Origin of the sequence: Alloscardovia criceti DSM 17774, assembly GCF_000376885.1 — a bacterium.
GTDB lineage: Bacteria > Actinomycetota > Actinomycetes > Actinomycetales > Bifidobacteriaceae > Alloscardovia > Alloscardovia criceti.
Genome location: NZ_AQXR01000009.1, coordinates 107,771 through 123,536 on the forward strand (window position 1 = coordinate 107,771; position 15,766 = coordinate 123,536).

Consider the following 15,766-nt stretch of genomic DNA (forward strand, 5'->3'; position numbering starts at 1 on the left):
GGGAAGATGGATTTTTATCTCAGTCCATTACTTATTTTCGTTGTTCTTATTATCATCCTGCTCTTCCAAAGTGCTTATGTAGTTCCACAGCAGCAGGCTTTTATTATCGAACGTTTGGGTAAATTCCACACTGTGAGCCTTGCGGGTTTGCATTTCAAGATTCCATTTATCGATCGCGTGGCTCATAAAACGGGGCTCCGTGTCCAGCAATTGATCGTCAAAGTGGAAACCAAGACTTTGGATAATGTGTTCGTCAACGTCGTCGTATCTACGCAGTTTAGAATCGACCCGAAGAATGTGGCTACTGCTTACTACGAATTGGGCGATCCGGCTGGACAGTTGCGCTCCTACATGGAGGATGCGTTGCGCTCTGCTATCCCACAATTGACGCTGGATGACGCCTTTGCACGCAAGGATGATGTGGCGCGCGACGTTCAGCAAACCGTGGGCGCGGAAATGGCGCGCTTCGGCTTCACCGTCGTAAAGTCCTTGATTACGGCCATCGACCCTTCTGATCAGGTGAAGGCCGCTATGGACTCCATTAACGCCGCTCAGCGCGAGAAGGAAGCCACGCGCGAACGTGCAGAGGCGAAGCGCATTGCCATCGAGGCACAGGCAGCGGCAGATGCCGAAAAGACACGCCTTCAAGGTGAAGGTCAGGCAAATTACCGCCGCGAAATCGCCAATGGTATCGTCGACCAGATTAAGAGTCTGCAGAACGTGGGCATGGATATCGAAGACGTCAATAATGTCGTGCTCTTTAACCAATATTTGGACGTTATGCGTTCGCTATCCGAATCCAATAATGCCAAAACTGTGGTCCTCCCGGCTTCTACACCGGGCGGCTACACGGATTTGTTTAATCAGATGACTCAAGCCATCGTCACCGGCGACGAAAATAATTCAGAAAAATAAAGATAATTCAGATAATGCTCTGAAAATTTTCTGAGGAGTATAATCGAAGTAAATAGAAGGTCCAAACGTTCCCCGAATAGGCGAATAGTTTTCAACTCCTTCTATTCGCCACAGGCGAGCGCTCGTTGCATTAATCTCTTATGCAATTAATAACTCCCGTAGGAGTTGAGTGCTCGCCTTTTTCTCTGCCAATCGGGCAAATACTGGCTCATGCGGCGTTTGAATCCTTCGCCGTGGCCGCGTTCGTACAGATGCGTAAGTTCGTGGACAAGCACGTATTCCAGGAGTTCATCTGGCACAAAGGCGAGAGCAAGATTAAGCCGAATGCGGCCTGTGGCCGGCGTGCAAGATCCCCATCTCGTTTTCATCACGCGCAGAGTTATATGCGAGGGCGTGCGGTCGATGATGCGACCCCATTTTTTCAGCAAACTCGGCAGTTTACTCTCCAAAATCGCGCGCGCTTGCTTTTGCCTGTCCACAGTCCAATGGGTAAGAACATTTTCGCCAGTGCCACGTTCGTGAGCTTTTTGCGATTGCAGGAAAATGCGATCTCGAGCCTCGTCAATCCATTGAGTTTTGGACTGCACAAAATTCACCACATCCGAACTGTGCACATAGTACGGCGCCGTCACTTCCACGCGCGCGTCCGGCGGCTTCACGCGCAGGTACATGTTTTTGACGCTTTTCAGGATAACCGTTACATCAAAACCATCAATGTCTAATTCATAGATTTGAGGCATACGTAATAGTGTGCCACAGTTTGCGGGGATGGTGGGCGATTGGACGGATTTTTGGCTGTGAGCGTGGGATTCGTGCGGGTGGAGTCGTGGGGGGGGTAGGAGAGAGTTTGTGACGATATTTTGCATAATGGACCATTACGAGGTTGCACTGTGCACTTTTAAGCGGTGCGACACGCAGGACGACACGCGCAACGCACGAAATTGACTTTAGAAATATTGTGGTCTATTATTTTCTTTTGTTGTGACTTAGGTCGCAACTCCATAATAGAAGAATGGGCCCGTAGCTCAGCAGGTTAGAGCGCATCCCTGATAAGGATGAGGTCGAAGGTTCGAGTCCCTCCGGGCCCACGCTTTTGAAAAAGAGCGTGTTGCAGTCCACTAAATGTGGTAGGCTGTTTCTTCGTTGGGGGTATGGCGCAGCTGGTAGCGCATCTGCTTTGCAAGCAGAGGGTCAGGGGTTCGAGTCCCCTTACCTCCACTCTTCAAAACCTTTTAGAAACCGCTAGAAATAGCGGTTTTCTTTATTTCTACAGCAAACAAAACAACCGTTTCTACAACATTTGTACAACATTGAAAAAAGAACACTAACAAAAATCACGCCAAAAACACGACAAAGTGAAACGATACGATTATTAAAAACGAATAAAAATAAGGCTGGAACACTCCACAAACACAGTATTCCAGCCTTATCCACAATGGTATTACGTAACGGCAGTAACGAGTTAAAAATTCGGGGGGATATAGGCGCTGGGGCCGGGTAATCCGCTCGGCCCTGCCGGGGAGGAGGGCTCCCCCACCCCCCCCCTAAACCATAAGCATTAAGCCACGGCAGAAATCTTTGCAATACGATTAGGGTGCAAAATACCATAACCAAAACGGAATGTAGCACGCAGCCCAACAGAATCATGCTCAAAATATCTGTCTTCAGTCGTGGAAGCAATCACAGTACCCACGCTTGATACAATCTCATCTTTATCGATAATGATAATTGTGTTAGCAGGCATATAAGCAGACAAGACTACAGGCAAACCAAACAATGTAGGCTCCGCACTATTCGCTACGTCTGGGCTGATTAGTGGACGCTTATCCGCACCCTTAAGCTTAAGCATGTATGCCCATGCGTCAAAGCCTAGCAGAATAGCCATAGGCGTTCCACCGTTCGTAGCGATTGCAGCCATTGCGTCAATAATAGCGTCAAGACTTGTACCCAAGTTGCCGCCGTCTACAATGCCTTGATAGTTTGCTAATCCAACAATCTTATTTGCCTGTCCTACTTCTCCCGCTGGAGCACCAAGGAATAACCTATCAGCCTTAGCAACGATAGAACGGGCAAGACTACCGCCAATAAGCTCGGGCATACTGTTGTGGCTGTATGCCTCATTACTAATCACGGACAAGGAGGCGACCTTTTGCGTACCTACAATCAGTTCACTAATAGTAGGGTCTTTCGCTTCAATCTCGGCACCCTCGGCAGTAATTTCTGCTTCAGGATCTACAGAAACATATGCAATACGCACGGTAGCGGCGTCACCCTCAACTTCACCCATGATGGTCGAAGCATTCATAATGAGAGCACCCGGAATCGCTTCACCTGCATCCACTCCCGTTCTATTAGGGAATGCGGCCTCATTATTAATTAATGTTGTCAGAGCCATAATAATTATCACTTTCGCTAGTATTTTTCCGATTCTCACATGCGACGGGATAATTACTATTTCAAAAGAATAATGCCCGTAGCATGCTAAAAATAAATTTCAGTATGCCACGGGCATTATTTAAAAACTGTCTGCAATCAAATCACATGATTACATAAGCTATTATAGCACGGTTAATAGAAACCGCCACGACTACGAATGCTAGTAAATACTCCACCTAATTGTGATTGGCGTATTGGTGTCCTCCATGGGATACTTTCACGCACGTGAGGGGTATTCATTGGGAGAGGCTCGCGCCTCATATATCTGTGTTTGTCCCAAATTTGACCAATAATACGTTTTGCAATAAAGTCCGCGGGAACCTGCTCTACCAGTTCTTCTAAAGCCCAATCAGAGCGACCTCTAAACTCTACATTAAGTGGCTTGTTTAAGTGTTCGTTAAGCCAATCCGTTAGCGCTTCGGGGTCTATACAATAGGTTCGCGCATTATCTTTTATCCTCTTATTATTTTCGCCTTCAACGATTTGGAAAAGAAGCTTTTTACTAAGCTCATGCACCTTTTGCGCATTTTCAGCTGTCATTGTGTTGATATATTGCTGTGTGAGCTGTTCTGCCTCTTTTTCTTTTTGTAATGAGTGTTCTAGCGAATTGGCAGCCTTCTCATATTTATCTTTCATTTCCTTGTATTTCAGCCTGTACCGTTTCGCTTCAGCATTCGCCTTACTATGCTCAGAAACACTCTCGTGGACGGTTTCAGCCTCAGGCGTTGAAGTTTTTTCTACGATTGGTTCAGGATCCTGTTTAGGACTAGTAGTATCGGCCATTATTCCCCTCCCCCTATTTTTGTGCGATTCGCTAGTTCTGTGGTACTGTCGGCGATACGGCATAATGCTAAAATTAATGCTTCCTCATAGGACAGTTTCCCTGTAGCATATTGACGTTCAAGACTTTCCACACCACTAGTGAACACTAGACCGTGTTTGTGCAGCGTGTCATATTGGTATTCTGTAAGCGTGGGAAGTTGCGAGGAGTAACTCATTATTTTTCCCCCATATCTTTATATTTCAGTCTCAGGCACTACCGTGTCCGCGCTAAGTTCATGTTCAGGCGTATCGTTAATGTATTGGGTTTGTGGATCCTCATTAGTATCTGTCATTATTTGTTCCTCTTTCCCATTGTTGGGGAAAATTTTCCGCGCGAGACTGCGGAACGCTTCCATTTCCCTTTCTTCCTTGGCCCTTTTATTCCCCTCCAGAAGCTCGATTTCCGCCGTAACACGGGCTATATCTTCTTCTTGTTGCGCGATACGTTTTTCCGTGTCTTTCTTATCTTCGTCTAAGGCTTTTAACCGGGCGAGAAGATTACTTTTTGAAGCTCTCATCACGTGGAGAACGCTTGTAAGCTCTTCTCTATGCTTTTTCAAACCCTGTATAGTCACATCTAGATCATTTAATTTAACCAAAATACACCGCCATTCCTATATGCTTAGTAAATAAACCGAACATTGCGCGTCTCATTTTTCTTCTCCCTTGGTGTTGAGATTCCTATATTCCTTCTTATACTCTTCAGAAATCCCTATCATGATTTTTAATACGTCTCTCATCGGCGTATGTGTGGCAGTGCTCACCGTTTCAATATCGGTTATGAGGATCTTGCCAGAATGGGCGTTCTGCTCAATGCCTAGACTGATTAAAGATTCAGTATTATGACTCAAGATTGCTACACATTTGGAAAGTGCAAAATAGTCTGCTGATTGATTGAGGGGTAAGCCGAAATATCTGCCTGTTTGTTCAGACTCTTCGCGAGCTAGCACACACAGGGGGCACTCTTCGTACTGACTAATGCCCTTGAGACATACTCTCCCCGTACTGTGTAACGATTCGCCGCATAGTGGGCGTGCTGAACCTGGTAAAGACCAGTGAGCCGTTTTTTTACGTGGTGTTCGTGTTACTTTTTTTGTTTGTGTTTTACGTATTTTTTGTACCATTGTCTAATCTTTTCTTGTATATTACCTACATATTTGTTATTTTCGATTTTCTAGTTCTTCATGTGCTTTCGATGCCCATAACCCTCCTTTCTCATCGATTAAATAATGGAGTTGCTCATAAGTGAGTTGGGTGAAATCACAGTCAGACGCATATTGTGGAAGAGCGTTTTTAAACTCACTCATATCCTGTTTTGGGACAGAATTCACAGAACTCACCTCATTGACAGAACTCACCCCGTTTGAGTTCCTTGAGGTGTTGGAAACATTGACAGAACTCACAGAACTCACAGAACTCACATCCTCTAGAGCGTGAGTTCTGTCACTTTCAACACACTCTAAGTCCTTGGAATTATTAGCCTGACGAACAGAACTCACACTACTATTTTTCGTGAGTTCTGTGAGGTTTGTGAGTTCTGTGAATTCACGGTCTAAAACGCCTTGAAATGGGGTTGTAATATACCACTCATAGACGTATTGTTTCACCTGCCTAGAGAGAATTTTCCCATGAGAGCGTTGACGCGTATTTTGTACCTGTCTCCATTCGTAGCCTGCTTCAGACGCTTCTTTTTTAATCTCAGACGTGAGCGCATGCCCATCATTGTTTTGTAGATACTCTACAAGGAATTCGAGAATCTCATTTGAACCGTTATTACTACGAGTTTCCGCAGCGGCGTCCGTATCACGTGACTGGTTAAGGTTGATTATTTCGCCAACACTCTTATCTGTGTCCTCGAGGTTGGCAACACGGGCAACACTCATGCTTTCGCCCTCATCGGTGCGAATATCTATAGACTGGAGACTAAAACACCATGATTTGCCCTGCTCGGGACTGTACTGGGCTTTATCCAACGTGACGTAACATAAGCCTGTTTCATCATCTTTGGCTACTAGGAGGACACTACGAGCCACATCACGGAATGCATGAGAACCACTGAGCTTGTCGGACGCATACCCGCCACCCTTCCCGAAGTGAATTACGCCGATAACACTAATGTTTAAGCGTTGAGCCATTCGGGCTAATGGATCGAGTGCACGTCTTACGTCATCTTTCCTATTCGTGTCCCCATTCATGTAACTGTTTAACGGATCAATGAGGATTAGACGGATATCGTTTTCTTTTAATAGGTTTTCAAGTAGTGGCATGTCTTCGGGGATAGTAATATCCGACTCTATTTCAGATTCTCCGTACATGTCTGTGGTTACAAGTGCGGCGTCTCCGAAGAATACTCGGTTTAGGTTTGCTCCTGCTGCTTGTAAGCGTGCTTTCTGCATGCTTTGTGTATCTTCTTTAGCAAAGATAGCCACGTTGATAGGTTTGCCGTAATAGTCGCCTTGTAGTTTGCCCGTAGTGGCTAGGGCTAGTTTAAATAGGGCAAATGTGGACTTACCTACACCCGCACGCCCACTAATCAGCGTCACCATGTCTAACGGCAGAGCGGGCATATCTAAATAGCGTGGTTTCACCGTTTTCACATGCGGGGCGGGAGTGAGTTTGAGTTTTTTCTCAAAATCGTGAGAATCGTGAGAAGGTTCAGGAATGTTGAACGGATTGTCAAATCTATCTGTCATACTAGTGGTATTCCTTAAAATTGAACGTGCTGGAAATCATACCCACCCTGTCGTGTTATGAAGGTTATGGGGTGGGTTTGGTTTGTGATGAGTGTTTTATTTTCTTCTACGGATACTTGTATGCGCGCGTACAAGTATTGAAGGTCGAGTGTTGTAGGAAACAGGGGCGCGTATGCTCGATGCCTGTCTAACATTTGTTTGTCTCTGTCAGACGTGTGTGGCAATACTGTGAGCGTGTTTGAACCTGTGTAGCCTATGACGGTTATAGCGTTTTTGCATAGTATGCTTGCTAGCGATGCCATAAAGAACACGGGCAAGTCCCTAACTCCGTATGTGCTTATAGCGGGGTGGGGAATTTCCGCATGATCCGCATAAATAAGAACTGCTAAGTAGGCCGCGTTGTGTCGTGCTTCATCGGAAACAAAACCCTTACTAATATCAAAGGTTTGTATAATGAGAAAATCTTGAATACTTGTCAGACAGCTTTCAATACTGTTCGCGTAGTTTTTATTTACGTGTAGCGCGTTCATATTCTTCTGCCTTGCTTTCCAACCAAGCATCTAAATCACACTTACGATACAAAATTTTCCGTGGCGTGACTTTAATAAAAGTTGGGCCCGTACTTTGGTAACGCATATTCGCTAGCGTCCCTTTTGTGATATGTAAATATTTGCTCGCCGTATCTGGCGTAAGAATTTCGGTATCCATTTCCTTAACCCTCCGTATAGATATCCTTGCCATGGCTCTTATATGTAACCCTCTTAAGCACACTATACATCATTTCGGCTATGTTACAAACACATGACTAGTTATTAAAGCCTTTTACGGCTAATTAAGCGCTTTTCATCGGCGTGTTTATCATTCTTAGTCACGGCTAGTATTTATAAATATGGATGAAAACATTACTATTGGCAGAAATCTTGCATCATTGAGGAAACAAGCCAACATATCGCAGGAACGTCTAGCAAACGACATGAAGGAACTAGGACATAAGTGGAGCAAAGCTACTGTATGGAGTATCGAGCAAGGTAAGAGACCATTGCGCCTAGATGAGGCAAAATCCCTTCTGCTTTGTCTCGACTTGCCCCAAGACTCTGGGTTATCAAAACTCCTTGAACCTGATAACACAATAGAAAAAATCAAAGATGGGTTTGGGAATGTATGGACCGCTGAGGGCGCAGTTACTATTGCATTGCGCACATTAGCAAACGTATATGTAGCGCAGATACTTCTTCTCGCCACCCAAAAAATTAACCTTGATAACGAGCTAAACCCAACAGAAGGCTATGAGTCACAATTATTCGCTAAAGGGAATAATGAAGATTTTCGAATGTTAGTACAGGAATTTAATGACAATGAATACTCACCAGACTCACATACCGACTTATATCGGATAGCAATACTAGACGCTTTGCACGTTGCAGCAGACCAAACTAACGGCATGGAAGAGCTAATAAAGACTCTCAGCACCACGGGGTATTTAAAACACATCGAAACTATATTAGGTGGCAGCTTAGCTGATTTAGCAGTTAAATATCGAGAAACACAATTAGCCTATGACACAATGCTTAAGAAAGCTCAACAAGCAAGAAGAAGTAAGGCAATGGACTAGCAAGAAAGATAGTTCTTATGGTTTCGTATCGTAGTCGTAAGGGGAAAAATGGCACGCACTGGTACGTGTCATGGAGAGACGCGGACAAACACCAACGCACTAAAGGCGGTTTTACACGTAAAATAGACGCCGAAAAATGGGCAGCCGAACACGTTATAGTTGCACAAGTAAAAGGCACCTACGTAGATCCCCAAGCAAGCCGAACCCTTATAGGACAACTCGGAGAACAATGGCTCAACAGTCACACAACATGGTCTAACAGTTACACATATAGCATGCGTATCGCATGGCAAACATGGGTAGAACCCCAATGGGCACACAGAAGATTAGACAGCATACGCACCAGCGAAATACAAGCATGGGTTACACACATGGGCGAACAGCGCAGCCCCAGCGTAGTCAAACGCGCTTATGGCATACTTCGCGGAATCTACGACATGGCCGCAAAAGACCATCTCATAAGCCTCGCCCCTACGCAAGGAGTGGAACTACCTAAGAAAAGAAAAGCAGACAAACACATTTACACACCTACCCAGTTAAAAGCCATCGCACAGGCCAGCGGGGAGCATGCGTCACTTGTCTATGTTCTCGGGTTATGCGGACTACGGTGGGGGGAAGCCACCGCATTGACTGTAGAAGATTTCGACAAGACAAACAGCACTCTACGCATTAATAAAGCCGTGAAGAAAATAGGCAACCGCACAGAAGTCAGCAAACCGAAAACCCTTAAAAGCATACGTACCGTATATCTGCCCCAGTTCCTTACGGATATGCTTGCACAAGAGATCCACGACAGAAAACCAACAGATTTACTATTCCCCAACAGGCACGGGGGCTATTTACGTCATGAGGCTACCAGTGACCAAAATCATGGGTGGTTAAAAACAGCCATGATAAAAGCAGGCGTACCCCTCTACAGAGCACACGACCTGAGGCATACGGCAGCAAGCATTGCTATTAGTAGTGGCGCAAACGTGTATGCCGTTCAACGCATGCTAGGGCATGAGAACGCAAGCACGACCCTGAACACGTATGCTGATTTATTCGAGAAAGATGCCAATAATGCAGCCATGCGCATCAACGCCACCATGCAAGCATTATGAGAATGTACAACATTTGTACAACAATTTACGTATATTCACAGTGATTTATAGTGATTCACAGTGATTGAAAAATAAGGGCTTACGAGAAAAACTCGCGGAAACACTAGACACTAAAAGGGGTTCGAGTCCCCTTACCTCCACTAGTTCTAAAGCCTTGAAAACATTGGGTTTTCGGGGCTTTTTTGTTGCTCAGATTTATGTCTATTTCCTTCTAAAATACCCTATTTTTTTCATGTTGAGAGTTCCGCTAGAGCACGCAGGGGGCATGTCAATCGCACACGCATCGCACGGGACTTTCAAAAAGATTGTTGGAGAGAGAAAACCATTAATTCGCAATCGAGCATCCTGCAATGTTTGAAATCATGCAATCGATTGTCGCGGGATAGAAGCTAATCTTCATGCGTGTTTCAACAATTCTCGATTTTTCTCCTCTTTTTTGCAAAAGTGACCATCGAGTCATCGTTGGCAATTCTACACCGATCACAGTTCGTCAGAAACCCAGTAAAGAGAAGGCCTACGAAAGGTTGTCAAGAAAGTTAGATAATCATCTCAATTCTCTGAAAACCAAAATGGTCCAATCTGCAAAAAAGCATTCAAAAACAGGCTATGTCATCCTTATTTTTTCTCACTAAGCTTGTTCACCGCTCTATTATTCAAGAAAATTCACGAAAACCCGCCCACCCCCTCCCCAAAAAGGTCATGTCTGATGTTAAGCCCACTCACATGTCTGCCGGCCTCGTGCCAACCGTGCGAGAATACTCTGGATAATAATTAGTAATTTTTGAGTTTTCGATGAGTCGGCTGAGCACATTCGTACTTTTTCAGTTTTTCTCCGGTACAGATGCACTTCTTGCACACTTTTTGCAAAACGGACCACAGCTTCATAACACGCAAAAATGCACCCGTTGAAATCGAAGGTCTTCAGAAAATACGCAAATACAGTAATGGTCCAAACTGCAAAAAATTCGTCATAAGAGCCAGCGCAGGCTAGACGTTCAAAATTCTCATGCAAAAGCCAACGTTCACCATTTTTCATTCCTGGCCTTCGTTGGCTTTTCACTATCTGCACCGAGCGCAGGACCACCCCACCTCGTCTGTCCAACGAACCGTAACGATGAGTGACGCGTATCCCCACCCGCCCATACGAGACAATTACTTATTTTTACAATAAGCCGGTGTCAGTTCACCCGCAATCGGCTTTGCCATCCACTGCGCAAGCTCCTGCCCGGTCAGCCCCTGCGAAAGGAGGAATACGATTTTTGCATAGGCGGCTTCCAGTGTCATATCGCCGGTGCCCACTGCTCCAGCCTGGGCAATTGCGCTGCCAGTTTCGTAATGACCTAGTAGCACCTCGGCCTGCTGGCATTGCGAAGACACAATGACCGGCACGCCGTCGCGGATCACGGATTCGATGACGCGCGTCAATCCCGGCTCGTCGGATGGCACGTTACCCACACCATAGGCGCGCATAAGCACGGCTTCCGGGCGCGGCGTGAGGATATGTTCGAGGCGCTCGGCCGTAATGCCCGGCACCATATCGAGCACGACCACATCGTGACGGGTATAGGGTTGAGGATTCTCCCAGCCGCAGCCCATGCGCTCAACCGGATACCAACGCCATGGCGCACCTGTGCGAGCGAGCGGGCCCGTGGCAGGCGAAGAGAAACCTTCAAAGGCCCACGAAGACCGCTTCGTCACGCGGTTGCCCGCAAAAAGATGGTGACCGAAAAACAGTGTTACGCCTTGGAGACGTTCGTCCAAGGCTGCGTTCAAGGCGCCTGTAACGTTAGCCGTCGCATCGGTCTCGACCATACCCAACGGTAGCTGAGAGCCGGTCAACACCACCGGCTTATCGAATTTCGTCAATGCATAGCTCAACGCCGCGGCGGAGTAGCTCATCGTATCCGTACCATGCAAAACCACAAAAGCATCCGCATCGTTGTGGTGTTGCCACAAATCGTCGATTATTGCCTGCCAATTCTCCGGCGTTGCATTCGATGAATCGATGAGCGGATCCAAATCCGTCGTGCTCACATTGCCTTCGCCCAGCTGTGTCCCTTGCAACACATGACTGAGCCACGCGTGCAAATCCGCCCCCGGGATCAAACCTTGAGGAGAATCAATCATGCCAATGGTTCCGCCGGTGTAGGTTATGTGAATACGCATTTTCCTCCCCTATTCGTGACAACGTTATGTGTGCTTGTGCGTTCGTATGTTTATACGTTTGCACACATTTTCGCGCTACCAAGCCTGAGATGGACAATTTTCCTCAGCAATTGGCTTTTACGGCTTCTACAACCTCAATTGCCCGAGCACGGGCTCAGCCCCGCTTCCATCCACGAATTCTCGAAAGACAGAACCCAAAGCTCCAGAACGCGAAACCTTGCAATCTTTAGTCTAATACTACGACTACGGAAGTAATACGTATCCGAGCACAGAAAAAGACAGTACACAGACAGCAGGCCGTATGAAAAAAATTTTTACCTCTGTTCCTCGCAATCTGCCGACTTTTTTGCATTTCGGACCATAAGAGAAAACCGTTTGCGCTTCATCTCGTAATACGACGAAGCGCAAACGGTCCAATCTGCAAAAAATGCTACGCAAACCCAACAGGAGCACACATACGCCAGCTAGAAATTGAGAATGCTCTCACACAGGACATCCCAACATGTCATCTTCACATGTTGTCATCCCAAGTGTCTCAGCCTCAGCCCATCATCGGCCCAGCATCGGCCAAAGCTCCCTACAGGCGCACAACCACACCTTCCCACGGCGAGAGGCTCAGATCCTTCAGCGACTGCTCAGCATGAGCAGCGTCATATGTGCCGATGACGATTCGATCAGCAGATTCCGCACTGGCATCACCCAGAAGACCAGCACTTTCAGCTGGTACCGGCACTTGCTGTCCCGAAACATTCACCATCACAAGCAGTCGTTCATCGCCCAAGCTTCGCGTGAACGCGTACACCTTATCGTCTGCTTCATCGACTAATTCCCAGTCTCCAGCGGCGACTACAGGATTCGTATGACGCAGCTCAATTAACTTTTTGTAGAAACTGTACACGGAATCTGGATCATCGAATTCGGCTGCCGCATTGATGGACACGTGGTTCGGGTTGACACTAATCCATGGCTCCTGAGCCCCAGCCTCTGTAAATCCCGCATACTGAGATCCATCCCATTGCATAGGCGTGCGCGCATTGTCACGACCTCGGCGCGCCAGAGCATCCATCATGGATTCCGACGTTTGGATGCCCGCCTCTTCAACGCGTTGACGGTACATGTTCAACGACTCCAAATCGCGGTACTGGTCCAAGGATGTGAAGTGCGCATTCGTCATGCCCAGCTCTTCGCCCTGATAGATATATGGCGTTCCGCGATGCATGTGCATAAGCAGGCCCAGTGCCTTAGCCGAACGCGAGCGCGATTCTTCGGTAGAATCATCTCCCCAGCGCGATACGGAGCGTGGTTGGTCGTGGTTGTTGAAGAAGAGACTTGCCCAGCCGGCTTGCGCGACGGCCCTTTGCTGATCTCCGAGTGTGCGCTTCAGGTCGCCCAAACGCAGATCAATAGGGTTCCACTTTGTATGGTTTTCGCAGTCGACATCTACGTGTTCGAAGAGGAAGAGCATGTCGAGTTCGCCGTTTTGCGGGTCTGTGACATGTCCGTTGCGTTCTGCAGTAATGCCTGGAGCCTCGCCTACGGTCAGGAAGCCTTCTCGCTGTGCGAATACGGCTTGGCGCATTTCGCTGAGGTATTCGTCGATGCGTGGTCCGTCTGAGCAGAATGGGAATGGCGAGGAGAAGCCGTCTGGGCCGACAGGGAGGTCTTCGATGTCGCTGCCTTCTTCGCCTGGTAAGCGTCCTTCAGCGTCGATGGTTTTGGAGACTTGGGTGATGACGTCCATGCGGAAGCCGTCGATGCCCCTATCCATCCACCAATTCATCATGGCGTATACGGCTTGGCGTACTTCAGGGTTTTCCCAATTGAGATCCGGCTGTTTTTTGGAGTATTGGTGGAAGAAGTATTCGCCGCGCTGTGGGTCGAATTCCCAAGCGGAACCGCCGAAGTAGGATCCCCACTTGTTTGGCTCTGCTCCGGGTTCGCCTGGTGTGAAGCCTTCGCGGGCTGGGCGCCACCAGTACCAGTCAGCGTGCGGATCGTTCTTATCTCGGCTGGCTTGGAACCATGCGTGTTCGTCAGAAGTGTGGTTGACGACGAGGTCCATGACGACCTTTAATCCGCGTTGATGAGCTTGGTCGAGCAGCTCGTCCATATCGTCCAGTGTGCCGAAGAGTGGATCGATGTCTTGATAATCGGAAATATCGTAGCCGTTATCGTCTTGAGGTGATGTGAAGACTGGGCTAAGCCAGATGACGTCGACGCCTAGGTCTGCGAGGTAGTCGAGACGGCTCGTGATGCCTTTCAGATCGCCCATGCCGTCACCGTTGCTGTCTTGGAAGGAGCGTGGGTAAATCTGATAAACGACTGCGTTCGACCACCAAGGATTTGGAGTTGCACCGTTTGTGCGGATGGCATCTGTAAGAAGCATGCGTTGTGATGTGACCATGATGTGTGGTGTCCTTTCTGACTGTGCCTTTTTCTTTCTGTGCTTTGTGTGAATTGTTTGTTGTATGAGTGTGTGGTGTAAGTGTGGTGTTGCGCGCCGCTGTGGGTGCTTGTGCGACCCGTCCGAACGCTGCCAGCCCTTCACTGCGCTGTCACCACAAGTCTATGTCGTGTGCTGCCTTTCGTTAGTGCACTGCGTTGTGTTTTTACGTTTTTGCTGTGGGGATCTGCCGCTTTACGCTGCTTTTTTGCATTTCGGCCCATTTTTGCGCGCCCATTGCCTACGAGAATTCTCGAAAATGGTACGACATGCAAAATTTCATTCTAAAGCGCAACCTTTGATTGATTACTGCGCCGTTTTCGCGAACTTTTTTGCAGAAGTGACCACACGGCATTGTGCACGATTTTGCGCACAATTGCGGCTGTACAAAAACGTTGATTTCATGCTAAAAATTTTGGGTTTTCATTCCCAATTCGGGCGTGCCCTATCAGCGCAGAAACAAAATGGTCACTTCTGCAAAAAAGTTGCCCCATTCGACCCCCCCCATAAAGAAAATTGTGCGTCGTTTTCCTCCCCGCCTACACAACCTTTAGAAATACAAGAAAAAAACAGAAAGTCTCGCACACAACGTGCGAGACTTCCCTTTTCTTTTCTTTTCTTTTCGATTAGATACAAGCGCCTATTTCACAGCACCTACTTCACAGCGCCGCGCATCACGCCACCAATCACCCACTTCTGAGCGATGATGTACACGATCAGCACTGGAGCCATGGCCATGAGATAGCTGGAGAACGCCATCGGATAATTCGTTGCAAATTGCGAGCTAAACACGTATTGCGCCAAAGGAATCGTCTGATTCGACTGATCAGTCAAGATAATCAGAGGAAGCAGGAAGTCGTTCCATGCCCACAGAGCCGTCAAAATCGCAATCGTTGCGTTGATTGGACTCATCAGCGGGAAAATAATCTTCCAGAAGATGCGCCACGTGCTCGCCCCATCGATGCGTGCAGCTTCTTCCAACGAAATTGGAATCGAACGGATAAAACCGGTAGCGATAAACAGATTCGTGCCCAAACCAAGCGTCATGTACAGCAAGATCAAGCCCAGCTGATTATCCAAATGCCAAGAACCCATCTGCTTGGCAATTGGTAGCATGACCACCGGGAATGGCACAAACATGGCTGCGATGAAGAAGTAATACAGGAAGCGGAAGAAGCGCTTATCCATATTGCGTGCCACCGCGTATGCCACGAAAGTATTCGTGAGCAAGGTCAAAACGACTGCAAGCACGGTGATGATAGCGGAATTCAGTGCCGCCTTAGGATAGTCCACCTTGGCCGACGCAGCCGCGAAATTCGACCACTGCCAGGAGGTTGGCAAAGCAAAAGTGCCCGCCTCTGCAGGCGTCTTCAATGCCGTGACGATGGTGAAGTACAACGGCACGAGCACGGTCAACGACAGCACGGCAACGGCCGCTGTAAGCCACCAATTGATGTTGTGATCGCGGTGCTTCTTCGCACGACCAGCACGACCTACCTGACCCGCGCGACCAGCCCCAGCCCCAGCACCAGCACTCACGCTCGATTGATTCAAAGATTGTGCAGCTGACATTGTT

Annotated in this window: 13 protein-coding genes and 2 tRNA genes; 5 read left to right on the forward strand and 10 right to left on the reverse strand. The window is 47.6% G+C overall.

Annotation, left to right across the window (positions count from 1 at the left end):
• The first annotated feature begins 6 nt into the window (after positions 1–6).
• Entirely contained in the window at positions 7–915 is a 909-nt protein-coding gene (locus D570_RS0102460) for an SPFH domain-containing protein (protein WP_018142818.1), read from the forward strand.
• Positions 916–1,061: 146 nt separating this feature from the next.
• On the opposite strand, the gene D570_RS0102465 is transcribed toward D570_RS0102460, so the two are convergent.
• Positions 1,062–1,655, reverse strand: a complete 594-nt coding sequence (locus D570_RS0102465; protein ID WP_018142819.1) for a M48 family metallopeptidase — start codon at positions 1,653–1,655, stop codon at positions 1,062–1,064.
• A 274-nt stretch (positions 1,656–1,929) separates the two neighbouring features.
• On the opposite strand from D570_RS0102465, the gene D570_RS0102470 reads away from it, so the two are divergent.
• A tRNA-Ile gene (locus tag D570_RS0102470) sits at positions 1,930–2,003 on the forward strand.
• A 57-nt stretch (positions 2,004–2,060) separates the two neighbouring features.
• Positions 2,061–2,133 (forward strand) — tRNA-Ala (locus D570_RS0102475).
• A 340-nt stretch (positions 2,134–2,473) separates the two neighbouring features.
• On the opposite strand, the gene D570_RS0102480 is transcribed toward D570_RS0102475, so the two are convergent.
• The 6 genes from D570_RS0102480 to D570_RS0102510 all read right to left on the reverse strand — a co-directional run bounded on the left by D570_RS0102480 (position 2,474) and on the right by D570_RS0102510 (position 7,574).
• Entirely contained in the window at positions 2,474–3,310 is an 837-nt protein-coding gene (locus D570_RS0102480; protein ID WP_018142820.1) for a phage major capsid protein, read from the reverse strand.
• A 173-nt stretch (positions 3,311–3,483) separates the two neighbouring features.
• Positions 3,484–4,134, reverse strand: coding sequence for a hypothetical protein (locus tag D570_RS0102485; RefSeq protein ID WP_018142821.1), 651 nt, complete (start codon positions 4,132–4,134; stop codon positions 3,484–3,486).
• A gap of 233 nt (positions 4,135–4,367) precedes the next feature.
• Positions 4,368–4,772 carry a hypothetical protein gene (locus D570_RS0102490; RefSeq protein ID WP_018142823.1) on the reverse strand — a complete coding sequence of 135 codons (405 nt, stop codon included), beginning with the start codon at positions 4,770–4,772 and terminating at the stop codon, positions 4,368–4,370.
• Positions 4,773–4,823: 51 nt separating this feature from the next.
• Entirely contained in the window at positions 4,824–5,297 is a 474-nt protein-coding gene (locus D570_RS09390; protein WP_156812212.1) for a hypothetical protein, read from the reverse strand.
• A 36-nt stretch (positions 5,298–5,333) separates the two neighbouring features.
• Positions 5,334–6,866 (reverse strand): AAA family ATPase, encoded by a 1,533-nt coding sequence (locus tag D570_RS08300; protein WP_018142825.1) that lies wholly within the window; start codon positions 6,864–6,866, stop codon positions 5,334–5,336.
• A 507-nt stretch (positions 6,867–7,373) separates the two neighbouring features.
• Positions 7,374–7,574, reverse strand: coding sequence for a helix-turn-helix transcriptional regulator (locus D570_RS0102510; RefSeq protein ID WP_018142827.1), 201 nt, complete (start codon positions 7,572–7,574; stop codon positions 7,374–7,376).
• Between the two features lie 181 nt (positions 7,575–7,755).
• Here D570_RS0102510 and D570_RS0102515 point away from each other — a divergent pair, with 181 nt between their 5' ends.
• Positions 7,756–8,478: a helix-turn-helix transcriptional regulator gene (locus tag D570_RS0102515; RefSeq protein WP_018142828.1), complete on the forward strand. Its 723-nt coding sequence runs from the start codon at positions 7,756–7,758 to the stop codon at positions 8,476–8,478.
• A gap of 371 nt (positions 8,479–8,849) precedes the next feature.
• Positions 8,850–9,581, forward strand: coding sequence for a tyrosine-type recombinase/integrase (locus tag D570_RS09020; RefSeq protein ID WP_169331216.1), 732 nt, complete (start codon positions 8,850–8,852; stop codon positions 9,579–9,581).
• Between the two features lie 1,152 nt (positions 9,582–10,733).
• On the opposite strand, the gene D570_RS0102530 is transcribed toward D570_RS09020, so the two are convergent.
• The 3 genes from D570_RS0102530 to D570_RS0102540 form a co-directional block, all read right to left on the reverse strand.
• Positions 10,734–11,747 (reverse strand): asparaginase, encoded by a 1,014-nt coding sequence (locus D570_RS0102530; RefSeq protein WP_018142831.1) that lies wholly within the window; start codon positions 11,745–11,747, stop codon positions 10,734–10,736.
• Positions 11,748–12,324: 577 nt separating this feature from the next.
• Positions 12,325–14,151 (reverse strand): glycoside hydrolase family 13 protein, encoded by a 1,827-nt coding sequence (locus D570_RS0102535; RefSeq protein ID WP_018142832.1) that lies wholly within the window; start codon positions 14,149–14,151, stop codon positions 12,325–12,327.
• Between the two features lie 693 nt (positions 14,152–14,844).
• Complete coding sequence (locus D570_RS0102540; protein ID WP_018142833.1) at positions 14,845–15,762, reverse strand: carbohydrate ABC transporter permease; 918 nt, start codon at positions 15,760–15,762, stop codon at positions 14,845–14,847.
• Positions 15,763–15,766: the final 4 nt, after the last annotated feature.

Bases quoted from the DNA above. Each gene is read 5' to 3' on its own strand.
- D570_RS0102460 (WP_018142818.1), top strand. From the start codon at position 7: ATGGATTTTTATCTCAGTCCATTACTTATTTTCGTTGTTCTTATTATC.
- D570_RS0102465 (WP_018142819.1), bottom strand. From the start codon at position 1,655: ATGCCTCAAATCTATGAATTAGACATTGATGGTTTTGATGTAACGGTT.
- D570_RS0102480 (WP_018142820.1), bottom strand. From the start codon at position 3,310: ATGGCTCTGACAACATTAATTAATAATGAGGCCGCATTCCCTAATAGA.
- D570_RS0102485 (WP_018142821.1), bottom strand. From the start codon at position 4,134: ATGGCCGATACTACTAGTCCTAAACAGGATCCTGAACCAATCGTAGAA.
- D570_RS09390 (WP_156812212.1), bottom strand. From the start codon at position 5,297: ATGGTACAAAAAATACGTAAAACACAAACAAAAAAAGTAACACGAACA.
- D570_RS08300 (WP_018142825.1), bottom strand. From the start codon at position 6,866: ATGACAGATAGATTTGACAATCCGTTCAACATTCCTGAACCTTCTCAC.
- D570_RS0102510 (WP_018142827.1), bottom strand. From the start codon at position 7,574: ATGGATACCGAAATTCTTACGCCAGATACGGCGAGCAAATATTTACAT.
- D570_RS0102515 (WP_018142828.1), top strand. From the start codon at position 7,756: ATGGATGAAAACATTACTATTGGCAGAAATCTTGCATCATTGAGGAAA.
- D570_RS09020 (WP_169331216.1), top strand. From the start codon at position 8,850: ATGGGCGAACAGCGCAGCCCCAGCGTAGTCAAACGCGCTTATGGCATA.
- D570_RS0102530 (WP_018142831.1), bottom strand. From the start codon at position 11,747: ATGCGTATTCACATAACCTACACCGGCGGAACCATTGGCATGATTGAT.
- D570_RS0102535 (WP_018142832.1), bottom strand. From the start codon at position 14,151: ATGGTCACATCACAACGCATGCTTCTTACAGATGCCATCCGCACAAAC.
- D570_RS0102540 (WP_018142833.1), bottom strand. From the start codon at position 15,762: ATGTCAGCTGCACAATCTTTGAATCAATCGAGCGTGAGTGCTGGTGCT.